The 14,101-nt window shown below is 61.5% G+C and carries 9 protein-coding genes; 1 reads left to right on the top strand and 8 read right to left on the bottom strand.

The window, feature by feature from the left end; translation table 11 throughout:
• Nucleotides 1–122: 122 nt before the first annotated feature.
• The 8 genes from ACL03I_RS35890 to ACL03I_RS35855 form a co-directional block, all read right to left on the bottom strand.
• Nucleotides 123–347 carry a hypothetical protein gene (locus ACL03I_RS35890; RefSeq protein ID WP_412808194.1) on the bottom strand — a complete coding sequence of 75 codons (225 nt, stop codon included), beginning with the start codon at nucleotides 345–347 and terminating at the stop codon, nucleotides 123–125.
• Between the two features lie 2,223 nt (nucleotides 348–2,570).
• Nucleotides 2,571–3,836, bottom strand: a complete 1,266-nt coding sequence (locus ACL03I_RS35885; protein ID WP_412808206.1) for a cytochrome P450 family protein — start codon at nucleotides 3,834–3,836, stop codon at nucleotides 2,571–2,573.
• Between the two features lie 565 nt (nucleotides 3,837–4,401).
• Nucleotides 4,402–4,740 (bottom strand): hypothetical protein, encoded by a 339-nt coding sequence (locus tag ACL03I_RS35880; protein WP_412808193.1) that lies wholly within the window; start codon nucleotides 4,738–4,740, stop codon nucleotides 4,402–4,404.
• A 10-nt stretch (nucleotides 4,741–4,750) separates the two neighbouring features.
• Nucleotides 4,751–5,641, bottom strand: coding sequence for an alpha/beta fold hydrolase (locus tag ACL03I_RS35875; RefSeq protein ID WP_412808192.1), 891 nt, complete (start codon nucleotides 5,639–5,641; stop codon nucleotides 4,751–4,753).
• Between the two features lie 400 nt (nucleotides 5,642–6,041).
• Nucleotides 6,042–7,196, bottom strand: a complete 1,155-nt coding sequence (locus ACL03I_RS35870; RefSeq protein ID WP_412808191.1) for a TetR/AcrR family transcriptional regulator — start codon at nucleotides 7,194–7,196, stop codon at nucleotides 6,042–6,044.
• 191 nt (nucleotides 7,197–7,387) lie between these two features.
• Complete coding sequence (locus tag ACL03I_RS35865; protein WP_412808190.1) at nucleotides 7,388–8,083, bottom strand: ATP-binding cassette domain-containing protein; 696 nt, start codon at nucleotides 8,081–8,083, stop codon at nucleotides 7,388–7,390.
• Nucleotides 8,080–10,800, bottom strand: coding sequence for an ABC transporter permease subunit (locus ACL03I_RS35860; protein ID WP_412808189.1), 2,721 nt, complete (start codon nucleotides 10,798–10,800; stop codon nucleotides 8,080–8,082). Before ACL03I_RS35860 ends, ACL03I_RS35865 begins: the two co-directional genes overlap by 4 nt.
• A gap of 20 nt (nucleotides 10,801–10,820) precedes the next feature.
• The gene (locus ACL03I_RS35855; RefSeq protein ID WP_412808188.1) at nucleotides 10,821–11,906 is read right to left on the bottom strand and encodes an ABC transporter substrate-binding protein; all 1,086 of its coding nucleotides are present in this window, start codon (nucleotides 11,904–11,906) and stop codon (nucleotides 10,821–10,823) included.
• Nucleotides 11,907–13,058: 1,152 nt separating this feature from the next.
• On the opposite strand from ACL03I_RS35855, the gene ACL03I_RS35850 reads away from it, so the two are divergent.
• On the top strand, nucleotides 13,059–13,769 hold the full coding sequence (locus tag ACL03I_RS35850; RefSeq protein ID WP_412808187.1) for a class I SAM-dependent methyltransferase: 711 nt from the start codon (nucleotides 13,059–13,061) through the stop codon (nucleotides 13,767–13,769).
• Nucleotides 13,770–14,101 lie beyond the last annotated feature (332 nt).

The raw sequence follows: 14,101 nt of genomic DNA, 5'->3' as shown, positions 1-14,101 counted from the left end.
GGGTCGTATTGAGCGATCGGGTGGGCTTTGTTTGCCATTGCAGGGAAGTGTGGCCGTTCGAAGAGGCAGCGGACAACCAAGCCGTACCACACCTACCGATTCCACTGCGGTGGACCGCTTGCCTACATCGAGGGTGGACGCGCCTTATTCGCGCACCGCTGTTCGTGCAGATCGCACATCGCATTCCACTCTTCGGCAAAATTCGCGATCCACTTCTGCGCCAGCTCTGCCGAGCGCATCGCCGGTCTTTCTCCCTCGACTTCGTTCTCCGCGTGCGCAGCATGGTCTACAAATTCCAGCCAGCGTCTGAAGTCTTGGTGCAGCTCGTTATAAATATGGAATTTCATTCCAATCTCCTAGCAGGCCGAGGTGTGAAAACTTCGGCCACTGATCCGAAATACACCGAATGCCGCGGCAGTTTGCCCGATCATGGTTGTGTAAGTGGCCGTGTTCTAACCACTCCCAATGGAAGGCGGAGACGTCGCGAACGTATTTCCTGCACCATTTCGGTGTAGCCCTCATGAGCTTCGCTCAAATGGAACCATGCCTCGTGCCGGCGTTCGACGTCCACGGGATGTAATACCGCCCACCACGCTTCGGCATAGATCCTTGCAATGTGGCTCATCACGTCGCCCAGCGAATGTGTATGTTTGCGCGCGCTTTTAGTGTACGGAACATTCCGGGCTGCCCACTCATTGATCGCGCTCACCACTAGATCGATCCCAGCCCGTAGCCGCTCGCCATCCAAGCCTGCAGGTCGCGAACCTGGGTCGACTCGCAACCGTAGAAGGCTTGCGTGTAGATCGCTGAGTTCTCGTACCCATCCGACCAGAGGCGAGTCGCAGCCCAATCGGCCGGAGAGGGCTTGCAGCAACTGCGCTGGCTCCAATAGTGCCCATGGCGAGTGCATCGAGGATTCGGCACTCGGCTGCTCAGCCATTGATGCGCAACCATGCAGATACATCAGTGGGCCTAACTGGTGGGCGGCTCGTCCGGCGACCAGGTCCTGCTCCTCGGAGCTATCATGGAGTAGGGAGAGCGCTGGCCGTACGTCACACCGCGTGTCACCAGAATTTCGTCGTCGATCATGGGGCCGGTCCTTTCGTCTACAAATTCCCTCAACACTGAGTGTGCATACCTATGGGTGGATCCCACATCGGGAACCGTCAGTGAGATTCTCGACTCACCTAGCGACCCACCTACCTACTCGGCTGGGAATCCTTACAGTGACAGGAGATCGGTCGCCGATGAATCCGGCAACTTATCTGGGAGCTTCGTTCCTATGGTCGGCGCGCCTGTTGCGCGAAGTCCGGGACTTGGTCGTCTCTCTGCGTAGCCGCAACCGGATCTCGGCTGAGACGAGAAGATCGGTCGCTGCTTCAAGGGAAAGCATAAGTAGGCCAGCAAGGATCTTTTCCCAGTCGGAGCTGGGAATAGCTTGGCCGTTGCCGTAACGGGGTATACCCGAAGCGGGTCTCCGCGCGCGGTCAGACGCGGCAGTGGTGTCGCTATCGGCATTGGTGTCGGTCTCGCAGCCCTTTGGCTGCGCCCCGATTTCGTAAGTGTCACGTGAGGGATGCATGGTTGCGTAGTTCTCTATTTCGATGCAGTTGAATGAATGCGCAGGCGCTCCTGCACAATGGACATAGATCCTCATTTCGATTTGCGCGGAGCTGTCGCCGAGTGAAGAGCGCTTGTGGGAGGGCTGCACCGCCTCTCGGTCGCCTACGTCGAGGCCTGGTGAAGGGATCTAGCAAAAGACTAAGTCGCAGTACACAGGAAGAGTAAGTGTCGGATCCGACAGCTTGCGTGCGGTTTCCGACAGATCGCCGGTCGGATGCTTCGGATCCCCGTCCCTGGGTCGTAACGTGGTTGCCGGTTGTGCTGACGTCGGAACGACGACCTACCTCCACGTATGGAGGTTGATTCGTCAACGATGAGCTGGCTATGTTCCCCATATTCATGCGGCGATGTTCTGCGCCCACCACTCGTTGTACATAGTGGATGCCGCGGTCACCTTTGTGGTCATCGCACCGACGGCACATGGACAGCCACTCCCAAACCGGGCTGCCTTGCGCGGCATTCGACGGGCTGAAGCCAGGAGATCAATTTCGTCGTTTTCCGGTAAAGCTGCAAGGGCCGGTCCGCAGGTAGTCGCTCGCCGTAGGTTTCGAAATCGAACGATGCCGACGTCTTGTGGAGCGGGATCGAAACATGCGCCAGTGAACAACTCTGCGCAGTGCGGACTTAGAACGCGCTCGTATGCTGCGCACCTCGACCGAGCACCGCGGGCGGCCTGCCCCTGACACGAACCCGAACTGAGAGGTACCCAAGTACAGAAATGGCACTTGTGCATACAGTCCGGCGATGTCGGGCCAGAAGTGTACGAGCCTGCGACCAGCGGATCGTCACATTCCGGGTCGGACATGGTCAGCCCGACCCCGCCCACGAGCGTCTTTCGCCAAGCTTGCGGGCAAAGTCGGCCAGATTGGTCGCCATGAGGTGCGGGCGTGGCGCCGGTACCATACTGCCTCCCAGCGCCGCCGACGTTTGCGCATACGTTGCGGTGTTCAGTTCCGCTCACCTGAGCCATTAGCGTGGAGGGGAGTACTGGGAGGGAACGTAACCGGGAGCGCCGTCAGGGCTCGGTGGAAGGGGCCGGGACGCCAGGCGGGTGCGCCGGAAAACAGGTCCAGTCGCATCTCGGGGAGTGCATCGAGAAGTTGATCAATCGCGTCCTGGGCGATCATATATGCCATGGGCTGCGCCGGGCAGGCGTGGGGGCCGAGGCCCCAGGCGAGGTGGGATCGATTGCCCGTCTGATCCTCGGTGCGGATCCCAGGGTCGTTGTTGCAGGCGGTTATGCTGATGACGACCGGTTGATGGGCCGGCAGCCAGACGCCGTCGACGAGAATCGGATGACGGGGATAGGTGATCAGCAGGTTCGCCAGGGGCGGGTCGTTGAAAAGGACCTCGTCCAAGGCCTCGCGGGAGGAAAGATTGCCGCCCATCACGCTGTCGCCGAATCGGTCGTCTGTAAGGATCAGCAGGAGAGTGTTCACGATCAAGTTCAGCAAGAACTCGATACCGCATCCGTAGACCTGTGCGACGTGGTTGACCAGTTCCATTTCGTCAAGTCCGGCGGGGTGCTGGAGCAGTCGCGTGGTGATGTCGTCTCGGGGGACGGCCCGTTTTAGTGCCACCAGTTCCAGCAGTGCCTCGTAGAGGATCTTGTTGCCGTTTTCGGCGTCGACGCCCTCTACGATCGCAGCCGTAGCTGCGGCGAGTTGCTGCCCTATCGCAGGCGGGCAGCCGAGCGAGGCGTTGACCGCCGCGAAGACCAGCGGAAACACGTACTGGCTGATCAACTCGGCAGTGCCGTCCCGGCAGAACGCGTTGATAAGCGGGACGGAGGTCTTTTCGACCGTGCCGTGCAGCGCGTACAGGTCGACTGCTTCGAGGCTCGTGGTGATGGCATGGCGGTACCTGGTGAAGTCGGCGCCAGCGCTTCTGCTCGCGGTGGGCCGCCATTCGAGTAGAGGGAGGATGGGGCAATCGGAGGGGATACTCTTCTGCCAGATGCGTGGGTCAGCGGGGAAGTGTTCGGGGTCGTTGAGGATGCGCACCGCAGTGCCGTAGCCGATCACCAACGTGGCCGGCACGTCGGGGGCTAGGGTCACAGGCACCAAAGAACCATATTGTCTTCGCATTTCGCGATACGAGTCGTGCGGATCGGCGGCGAATTCCGGCGCGTGCAAGGCCACTCGAGGACCGTTGGAATTGATCGGCGAACCGTGAACGACCGGACAGGTTTGGGGGTTCAGGGACGGCAACATATTCAAGAAAGGAGCTCCAGTCAGATCGTGTGCAGTGCGGGAGTTCGGTACGGGTGTCTAATTCTCGCTGCTCGCGACATTGTCACTGATTGTTCGCTTTCATGGCAGAACCTATCCGGCGATCGGATCCTCAGAGAGCTGAATTCGCTTCGGAGCTTCTGACAGATACCTGTGCTCTGTGCTCGGATCCTCTCGCTGTTCGACTGGATATGGCTGCCCGAGATGCGATTTGTCGGGCAGCCGCCACGTATCTGAGTTGCTGTAGGTGCAAGCACCGCGTCAAGCTGGTAGCGCCAATAGCATGGCTTCCGGACATAGACTCCATGAGGAGGCTGTCTCGTAGATGTAGCTGACTAAGGCGTGATCGAAACCAGCGTCGTACAACGCCATACGAGCGGCCTCACCCGTATCGGGCAGTCCCGGCGAGAAGTCGGCGCTTCTCGAATCTCGTCATGCCCGTCTCCACGATGAAGCTCGCTCGATCATAGCGTTCTTCCTTTCCCGATTGGCGGCTTCGCTGACTGGAATCACAAAAAATGATGCGGCTCCTCTACCTTTGACCTAGTCACTCGACTGCTCGGCTGTGATCGCTGACGAGTTCGAAGAATGCGATCGCTCTACTGTCGGTGTCGAGGACATCGGTCGGTTGCCACGAGGGCATGGCGCGAATCATTCGTTCTCGCACCTCGTCGAGGTCAGCTGTCTCGATGTCGTATACGGCGAGGTATTCATGCATGCCCGAATCGAGCCCCGTGCCCACTTGCGAAGCCCGGTATCGGCTCACTCCCGTAAATCCTTCCACCGCGAGCACCTCGGGGACATGAATTTTGTCATACCACTCGTTGAACTGCTCATCGGTTGCTGTCGAGCTTCGGTTGGTTAGCGCCACCATTACTGCTCGCAAAATATCTCCTTTACCGCTTCGAGGCTGCTTGCGCTGCAATTTCTTCAAGCACGTCGCGCATGTGATCAATAATTGCCAGGTGACCGGCATCCGGCCAAACTGTCAATAGTGCGCCGGGAATGGACGCCGCTAGCCGTCGCGCGTCGTCGACGGGACAGTTCCGGTCGAGGGCTCCATGCCAGAAATGAACCGGTACCGAGATGTTCTTTATCTCGATTCCCCACGGCTGACTGAGTAGCCACCACTCGTAACCGGTGGCAACGTCGTCCTTGGCCAACGCTGCGGGAATTGCTTTGAATATCTCAGCCAATTCTGGCCGTTGCATCATTTCCATGTCGACATCCGCCAGTCCGGCCTCGGCTTGGAAGCCATTGCTGTCGCCGGTAGCCAAACGGTCGACGAGTGTCGACGACTCCCGTGCGGTGCTGGGGCTCGGAGATGAAGCGCTCTCGTCCAGCTGTGTGCGCAGTTTGCTGACTTCGCTGGCCGAATGTGTGGCGAGGCCTGGTTCGCCGGGGCCGGAAACGATGTGGATTGACGTCAATCGGTGGCCGAGGAGCGCGCACGCCAGTGCGTGGGGTCCGCCGGCGGAGTTGCCTACCGCAGCGAAGCTGGCCAGTCCGAGATGGTCGGCGACTGCACTGACGTCGGATGGCCAGTCGGTGAGCCGACGATCCGGTTGTGGGTCGCTGTGTCCATAGCCCGGCCTGCTCAAGCAGATCAGTCGAATGCCGAGTTGTTCGGCATCACGGCCGTGTGCGGCTCCGGCAACCATCACGACCGGGGCGCCAGGGAACAACATGACAGGGACGCCATTCGGCGTGCCGAACTCGGCGATGGTCAGGCGTCGGCCACCGGCAGTGGGTACCGACTCCTCGTAGCGTGGGACTGGCAACGCCACGGCGAACTCCTTTGATGACGCGCATGGTTTTCGGATTCCGGTCCGCGGAGACAAGATGGATCGTCGCGATCGTTCGCCGGAACCATGTCTTCGTCGAGGACTCAAGCCATGCTAATAAGCGATTACATCACGTGTCAATATGACTCTAGACGCGGCTGGGATCGACATCTGGAGCCATGTATCTAGCTAATGCCTTATTACTTGCAGCAGTCTCGCAGCGCCCCCGATGTCGCGGTCGGCTCGGAGCGTGAATCTTTAGCGCGGGTGCAACGCGGTGCCGCATCTGCCTGACAGTGGTCTTGCGTGAGCCGCATTGCGGTTGCGAAGACGATGTTGGCTGGGATGGTCGTTTCCGAGGGGGTACCGGCGGCCCCTGGCAGCCGGTGACGCTCGGATGTGACTACGTCGCGCGGAGCAGGATCTCGAGTCCGATCTCGACCAGGATGTCGTCCAGGTCGGCCGGAATCGTCATTGTCGTGCTGCGTGCGTTGTCGTCGACCATGCCGACCACGCCGTGAGTGAGGAAGATGGCCTCGGATTCGGTCAGTTCTGGTCGGAGTGCCAGGATGAGCCGCGCCCACTCGGGCAGATAGTCGTCATGGACGCGCCGGTAGGTGTCGGGCGGTGCTACTTGCTCGCGCAACATGAGACTGGTGAGATCGGCGTTGCCCAACACGAAGGTGACGTAGGAGCGCAGCAGCCTTTCGAGCTTCTCTTTCGAAGTTTTTCCCGACGCCAGCGCGTCCGACAAGCCGAGCTGAAGCCACTCCGCCCCACGGGTGAGCACGGCATCGAGCAGAGCTGTCTTACTCGGGAAGTATCGGTAGATGCTCGGCCCTCTGATGCCTACCGCCGCGCCGATGTCTTCCATGCTCACGCCCTGAAAGCTGTTATCGGCGAAAAGTGAGATGGCTGCTGTAACGAGCATTTCGCGTCGAGAGGCTCGCGGCACCAGATGATTGTCGGTGCTGACCGGCCGCGTGCGGAAAGTGAAGTCGTGGGAATCGAGCGTGGAAGCATCGGACGACTCGCGGGGGAGCGCCGTCGAGGTGAGGATGGCCGTGGCCATCCCGTAAAGCAACGCCTCGGCGCGCTTCCGCGGGAGGACGATCGCATGGTACGCGGGGCTTGCCAGGACCGCGAATACACATCGAACGAGGCGGAAGGCATCGTTGTCTCCCAGTTCAGGACGCGTGACCTGCAGCAAATTCTTGAACCGCGCGAAGACGGTGCCGACCCGCGTACCCAACTGTGTGAGCGTGGTGGCGTCCAAATGGCGCGATTCGCGCTGAAGAAGCAAGCTGAGGCTGCGCCGTTCGTAGAGAAGCTGGATTACCGAACGGATCGAACTGTCCAGCGCATGGCGCGCGACCGGCTCATTGTCGATGATCGCCGCATCGAGCAGATCCATCGCGTGGAGGACAACATAGCCGAGAAGCTGCTGTTTATTGGCGAAATGCTTGTACACCGCGCCCGAGGTGATGCCGACTTCGGCGGCGATGTCGTCGATGCCGACGCTGTGATAGCCGAATTCGCTGAAGGCGGTCGCCGCCACGGTGGCGATCTGGGCCTTTCGATCACGGGGCCGTGCCCTGGCCACCGTGATGTCAGCCGACCTCCGCTGGCCTGGCATCATCCTCCTCTGAAGTAGTGACAACGATCGTACTGCACCCGTGCCACCTTCCCGGCGCAGGGGTGAACGCGCTGCCCTGTATGCCAGCTGGCTTTGGCCGCCGATCTGCCGCATCAACCTTGGCCAGAGGAGAGATAGATCGCTTCGATCTCACGTAGGGACCCGGTGAGTTCGTCGCGAGTGCCGCTCAGTGCGATACCGCCGGAGCCGAGCACATACCCGCGGTCGGCGATCTCCAAGATCAGCCCTGGGTGCTGCTCCACGACAACGACGGCCACGCCCCCATCAGCAGCTGTCCGCACAGCCTGAAGCAGCCGCCGGGTAGCCATCGGCGCCAGGCCTAGAGAGAGCTCGTCGATGAGGAGCAGCTTCGCGTCGGCGGCGAGACTACGAGCGAACGCCAGCATCTGCTGCTCGCCCCCAGACAAGAGACCCGCGCGCCTGTTCATCAACGGACGCAATTCGGGAAAGTAGTCGAGTGCCTTGGAAATGCTTTTGGATCCCAGCCGGAGGTTGTTGGCGACAGAGAGGCTGCGGATGATCGCTCGTTCTTCGGGAATGTAGGCGATGCCGCGTCGCGCGCGCCGGTGTAGTGGACCTTGCAAGGAGGACCCTTCGAACACAATCTGCCCACCCAATATCGGCAATTCGCCGGCAAGGGTCCGCAGCAGCGTAGTCTTGCCAGCGCCATTGCGCCCGAGTAACGCGACAACCTCCCCCTGTCTGGCTGCTATGTCCAGCCCTGCAAGCACCTCTCGCCCACCGTGGCCGACGCTGACGTCGCTCAGATCGAGGCACTGGGCGTTCATTCTTCTCCCGCCTTTCGCACTGATACCGAGTCGACCGATATCTCCGTCTTACCGAGGTATGCCTCGATCACGCGCGCATCGAGACGGACCTCGGCGGGCGGGCCAGAGGCAATGATCCGCCCGAAGTCCATCACGATCACCCGATCACACGTTCTGAAGACCAGGTCGATGTCGTGCTCCACCAACAGCAGACCGACACCCCAGTTCCGGGTCAAATCACGCAGGAGTTGACCGAGTCGTGCACGATCTGCGCCCTGCAGGCCCGCCGCTGGCTCGTCCAGGAGGATCAGCGATGCGTCGGAGGCGCATGCCCGCGCAATCGACAGCAGATGCCGCCGACCGTAGTCGAGTTCGCGGGGCAGCCGGTCGGTAACGGCGTTCAACCCACAGGCCGTGATAACGGACAGAACCTGCGTGCTCGGAGGGCGGTTAGCTGGTCGCAGCAGATCTGTGGCGTAGCGCCACCACGGGGTGTGATCGGCGGCCAGCCGCACGTTCTCCATCACTGTCAGGTCCTCAAACAGCTCGAGTTGCTGGAAGGATCGGACCAACCCATGGTGGGTACGCGCCGCCGGGCCCAGGCGCGTGACGTCCTTTCCGTTGAGGATGACGCGTCCCGAATTCGGTCGGCGAAAGCCCGATAGCGTGTCGATCAAAGTGGACTTTCCAGCGCCGTTCGGACCGATCACCCCGACGATCTCACCGGTGGTGAGCACGATGTCGATATCGTCGAGTGCCGCGACGCCACCGAAACGTACGCCGACGGCCTTCGCGGTCAGCGTCACCGGCGGCCGGACTGCAGGGGAGCCCAATGTGCTTTCCAACGCCAGTGGAGTGAGTTGGTGTCGGTGTGTCATGTGGAGACGTTGTCTCAACGTCGTTGCCTGTGCGGAGATCAGCGCGCTTATGCCGTCCGGACTGCACAGGATGATGACCAGCACGACGAACGCGCCTATCAGCACCATCCAGCCACTGCCACCCGAGCCGTCGCCGGTGAGTATCTGCGCCTGCACCGTACCCGGTGCTCCGGTCGTCCCGACCAATGCTCCGGACACCCACCCGACGCCGCCGATGGTGGTATTGAGAATGGCGGTGATCGATCCGAAGACAGTGAAACCGGTCAGGTCGGTGGTCTCGACCCTGGCCTCCATCAGCGCTCCAGCTCCGGCCGCCACGCAGGCGGCAAGGCAGAAGGCGTAGATCTTCACGGATACGACCGAAACGCCGAGCGAAGCGGCCGCTCGTTCGTTGGCACGCACAGCGAGCAGTCGGCGGCCGGTTGCGCCTCGACGGAGGTTCGACATGACCACCGCGATGACGGTCACCACCAGCAGGACGAGCACCGCGAATGCAGTCGGATGGTTGACTGCGTCGAGTCTTAGTTCGCCGACCGCCAGCGGGCCGATCTGCTGGCCTACCAGCGCACTGAGCCGTTGCGGGTTGGCGATGACGAGTGCGTCGATGGCGACTGCCAGTCCGAGCGTTGAGATCGCGAGGCTGGCGCCGCGTGATCTTGCCGCGACGATACCGATGAGCAAGCTCACCGGTATGCACAGCGCGACCGCAAGTGGTATGGCGAGTGCTGTGGGAACATCGGCCTCGATCGAGAGAACTGCGGTGAAGTACGCACCCAAGCCCGCGATGGTCATCTGCGCGAGCGAAAGCTGTCCGGAGTAGCCGGTAACGATCACGATCGACAACAGGATGATCGTGAGTAACAGTGTCGCGGTGATCGAATCCAGCGCCGAAACAGGCGCGGCGACGATCAGTGTCAGCGCTGCTGCGAAACCCGCAACCGCCGGCCATCCGACTCTTCCGCTGCCGACGGACGGACGTCTTTCGGAAACGTCGTCCTGACTTGGCAGATTCGATCCGCGCACCGTCAAGACCACGACCACGAGCAGTAAAGGCGCGGCGGTTCCCCAGCCCGGCGTGGAGACATAGCGGGTCAATTCGGACTGGGCGATGCCGATCATCAGTCCACCGGCCAGAGTGAGCGGCAGCGATCGGAAGCCGCCAGTCAACGCAGCGGCCAACGCGGGTACAACCAAGAAGGTCAGCGTGCCGGTGCTCAATCCGGACAGTGGCGCCGTCAAGATGCCGGCCACTGCTGCGAGGGCAGCGCCGGACGCCCAGGTAAGGTTGCCGATCGCATCCGGAGACCAGCCCATCGACGCGGCGACGAGCCGGTTTTCGGCGACTGCGCGGGTCGCCAGGCCGAGCCGTGTGTGCCGTTCGATCATGACCAGAACGAAACACGCAAGAATTCCAGTCAGTACGAACAGCAGCCGGTCGGCAGTGACCGATATCGACGACGCGATCGTGAGTTGCGTTTCGGGAAATGGCGACCGGACCGAGAGAACCGTACCGCCCTTGGCCCACGTCATGTCGACTACTTGCAGCATCAAGGTCATCACCGCCAATGTTGCGACCAGTCGGCTGGTGGCGGGCGCTGAACGCAGCGGGCGGATGACGAGCTGGTAGGTCACCGCGCCCACCGCGCCCATTGCCAATAGAGTGATTGCCAGCGCGAGGACACCCGGAATTTCGTAATCGTCCCGCAGTCGATAGAAGAGGAACGCGCCGAGCATGGCCTGTGCGCCAGCGGCAAAATTCAGCACGCCCGATCCCTTGTAGACGACGACCACCGACTCGGCGAGCACAGCGTAAACTGCTCCGAGACCAAGGCCGAGGATCGCGAACTGGATCAATTCCATGTGGGCTTCTCCTCAGTCGCTCAATCCAGTGTTTTGCCGGTATACGGATCTATGAACGTCGGCGAGTCGAGCACCAACTTTCCGCCGTCGTAGTGGGCGAACACCACGCCGGAGTTGAACAGTCGCGGACCGATCGGGTTGGTCGCGGGGCTCGCGAAAGACACTTTGGGAAACACGCCGGGATCGTAGTCGGTGAGTTGATTGAGTTCGTCCAAGATCGATTTCGCGTTGATTTCGGGAACGCGTGCGGCGACATCTGCGAACAGCTTGACCGCAGCCCATGCATTGGCGCTCTCGGCACCGTAGTCGCGATTGGAGCTGTGGGTCTCCGTCTCCTTCACCCACTTCGCGACGCCAGGGTCGGTGGTTGCTGCAGATTTCGGCAATGCCAGGTTGACGACGTTTACCCCGTCGAGCAGTGAGCCGAGTGCTTTGACCGATGCTTCGGACAGCTGGGCTCCGAGCGTGATGATCTTCGCCTTGGGGGCGACGGTGTGCGCCGCTTTGATCTGGGCGACGACGTCGGCCGGCATAGCGACGAGCAGCAGGCAATCAGCCCCCGCTTTGGTCGCCGTCGCGATTTGCGACGTCCAGTCAGGAGTGCCGGCGGGTGCTGAAATCGGATCCCCGGTATCTACGCCTGCGGCACGCGCAGCCCCATACGCAGCGGCCGCGGTCTCACCCGCGCTCGCCACTGCTCCAGCGTCGGTCACCATGGTCGCCTTCTGACAGCTGAGTCGGCCCGCGGCTGCGCCCAACCCCACCAGGTTGCCGGCCCCACCCGCCCACAGTGGGAAGGAGATGGGTGAGGTGAACTGGGCCGGTGACGTCATGGACGCGCCGACGTCGGCGATATTGGCTTCCTGCAGGATGGGGGTGAATGCCGTTGCCCCGAAGGAGAGATCCATGACTGCAGGTGCGCCTGCCTCGATGGCGCGACGCGCGCAACTCGCAGCAGTGTTCGGATTCAGTGCAGTATCGCAAATTTGAAGTTCCAGCGGGCGGCCGTGAACACCTCCCGCAGCATTCACCGCATCTGCCGCCGCCTTGTATTCGGCGACCACGCCGTCGTATGCACCCTGCGTGTTCGATTGGTCGATCAACACCCAAGGAGTCACTGGCTTGCCGTCGAGTCGTGCGGCTACATTGCCGCTGGCATCAGGTGAACTCTCCGACGCCCCCCCACACGCGCTCACTGCGACGCAGCAGGTCGCTACTGCGGCATACCACAGGCTGGCTCGCATCTTCTATCCCTTCGCTTGCGCCGGTTGTCGACTCCGGCAGTAGTTGCGTGCGCCCGATGCTTCTGCGTGCTGGTGGAACACACGCGATATCCACACGCCGCCACTTTGGTGTTGCAGAGACGCAGGCGATCCGGAGGAGTCAACAACCGGCGCTGTCGACCGCTTCTGCAATGTAATCGACTATTAGCGGTCGGGGCGCGATATGTACTTCATATTATGAAGGTGTACTGCATATTATCGGTGGGAAGTACACAGATGATAGTCTGTACCCCTCGGGGATGAGTGTCAAGCATCACTTCGCGTCCGCGGATCGCGGAATTGTGTGCAGCAACAGTTGGCAAGCAGGCCGTTCCAGCGGCGGAGTCCTCGACCTCAACCTGGGGCGGTGTGCGAGGCGAAGTGCCGCCGCCGGGCATCTGGTCGCCGGTCCAGCGATTCGGCGCCGATTCAAACTCGGCCGTTCTATCGCGGATCCGCAAGGCGTCGTGGCGGTTCCGGGTGTTGGCGGGTGGCCCCATGGCTTTCGTCAAGCGGCTACCGTCTCCGGCATGAGGTAGGGGTGGTTCCTCGGGCATGGCGTAGAGGACGTCGCAGCGTCGTCGGATCGGGCGGATGGGGCGGCGTTGCCGGATCGGAGGGGGTGCCCGCTGCGGATGGTGCTTGTCGGTGCGGTTGCTGAGCGAGGCGATGTCGGCGTAGGAGGCGGGGTGGTCGGCTGAAGCGAAGGCAGAGCCGTCGCCGACCATCAGCAGATGCGGGCGCCGGCCCTGACTTCACTGCTGGGCATCGAGGGCACCGCCTCGACAAAGGGTGATGATGGAGCATCTTCTCGATATCGGCAGCAACTTTTCAGGGAGCCTGCGAGTTGCGGCAGCACGATCCCCGCCGGGGTCTATTCCTACCCTCTGCGTGCAGCCCGCCGACTCGGACTGCAGCAATCACCAGTCCCTGAATATTTGAGATACTATGTGTAGCTTGAGTTTTGGCGTTCCGACAGTATCCAAGGAGGCAATCATGGCAACCGAACCCGACGCTCCCACCCCGCAGTCCGCATGGCGCGGAGCGCGGATATATTCACGCCCCCTGTTGTCCTTCTACGACCTCGTCGTCCTTGGGGTCGTTACCCCGAAGGTGTGGGGGGTTCCCATTCGCCGCATCCTCGATCTCTACGACCGGAATGTTGGAGCCAGGCATCTGGAACTCGGTCCTGGTACCGGATACCTTCTTCGGCGCGGCAAGCCCGGTTCCGCCCAGACTCAGCTAACGCTGGTGGATCTCAACCAAAACGTGCTCACTCACGCCGCGCGTCGCCTGGCGGCCTGGCGGCCACAAACCTATCGCAGAGATATACTTCGCCCATTCCGGCTCGGTACAGCCCGCTTCGATTCGATCGCATTGAACTTTGTCCTGCACTGCTTGCCGGGATCGATGGCAGACAAGGCGGTCGTGTTCGACCATGCCGCCGCAGTCGCTGCTCCCGGGGCCCGGATCTTCGGCACCACTATCCTCGGCGACGGGGCCGCGCACACCTTCGCGGGACGCCGCATGCTCGCGGCGTTCAACCGCACCGGAATGTTCCACAACACTGCCGACACACTCCAAGAACTGGATCGTCAACTTGCGAGTCGATTCACCAGCTACAACCTCGACACTTACGGAACAATCGCCTTCTTCGAAGTACGGTGCGACGAGAGTGACCCGCATCCCGGCGGCCTGCTCCGCTGATGAGAACTGTCTGCGAACTCGCGGATGTCACAAACACCGGCGCACCAGTGAACTGGTCGGGTATCGACGTCGACGACCTCGATGAGGACGGACGTATTCAGGAAGTCCGCGCCTACTTCGACCAGGCAATCTCCGAGCCCAGCTCGACCGACGACGTCCAGCTTGCCGGTAGCCCACGGCTCGGTCCTCCGCAGCCTGGAAATCGAACGACGAGATCATGTGGATCTTGGCTTCTACTCCCTGACTGGTTGCCAGGCAAGCCGCCGAGCTGGCTGCCTGTTGTCACCCATTGTGTGCATCTGCCAGAATTCCGGCGGGTGTAGCCGACGCCG

The organism is Nocardia sichangensis, from assembly GCF_047200615.1.
Classification (GTDB): Bacteria; Actinomycetota; Actinomycetes; order Mycobacteriales; family Mycobacteriaceae; genus Nocardia; species Nocardia sichangensis.
This window is presented reverse-complemented; position numbering and strand designations above follow the sequence as displayed.

What these genes read in the sequence shown, in the direction of transcription:
- ACL03I_RS35860 (WP_412808189.1), bottom strand. Translation starts at nt 10,800, where the DNA reads ATGGAATTGATCCAGTTCGCGATCCTCGGCCTTGGTCTCGGAGCAGTT.
- ACL03I_RS35865 (WP_412808190.1), bottom strand. Translation starts at nt 8,083, where the DNA reads ATGAACGCCCAGTGCCTCGATCTGAGCGACGTCAGCGTCGGCCACGGT.
- ACL03I_RS35850 (WP_412808187.1), top strand. Translation starts at nt 13,059, where the DNA reads ATGGCAACCGAACCCGACGCTCCCACCCCGCAGTCCGCATGGCGCGGA.
- ACL03I_RS35890 (WP_412808194.1), bottom strand. Translation starts at nt 347, where the DNA reads ATGAAATTCCATATTTATAACGAGCTGCACCAAGACTTCAGACGCTGG.
- ACL03I_RS35885 (WP_412808206.1), bottom strand. Translation starts at nt 3,836, where the DNA reads ATGTTGCCGTCCCTGAACCCCCAAACCTGTCCGGTCGTTCACGGTTCG.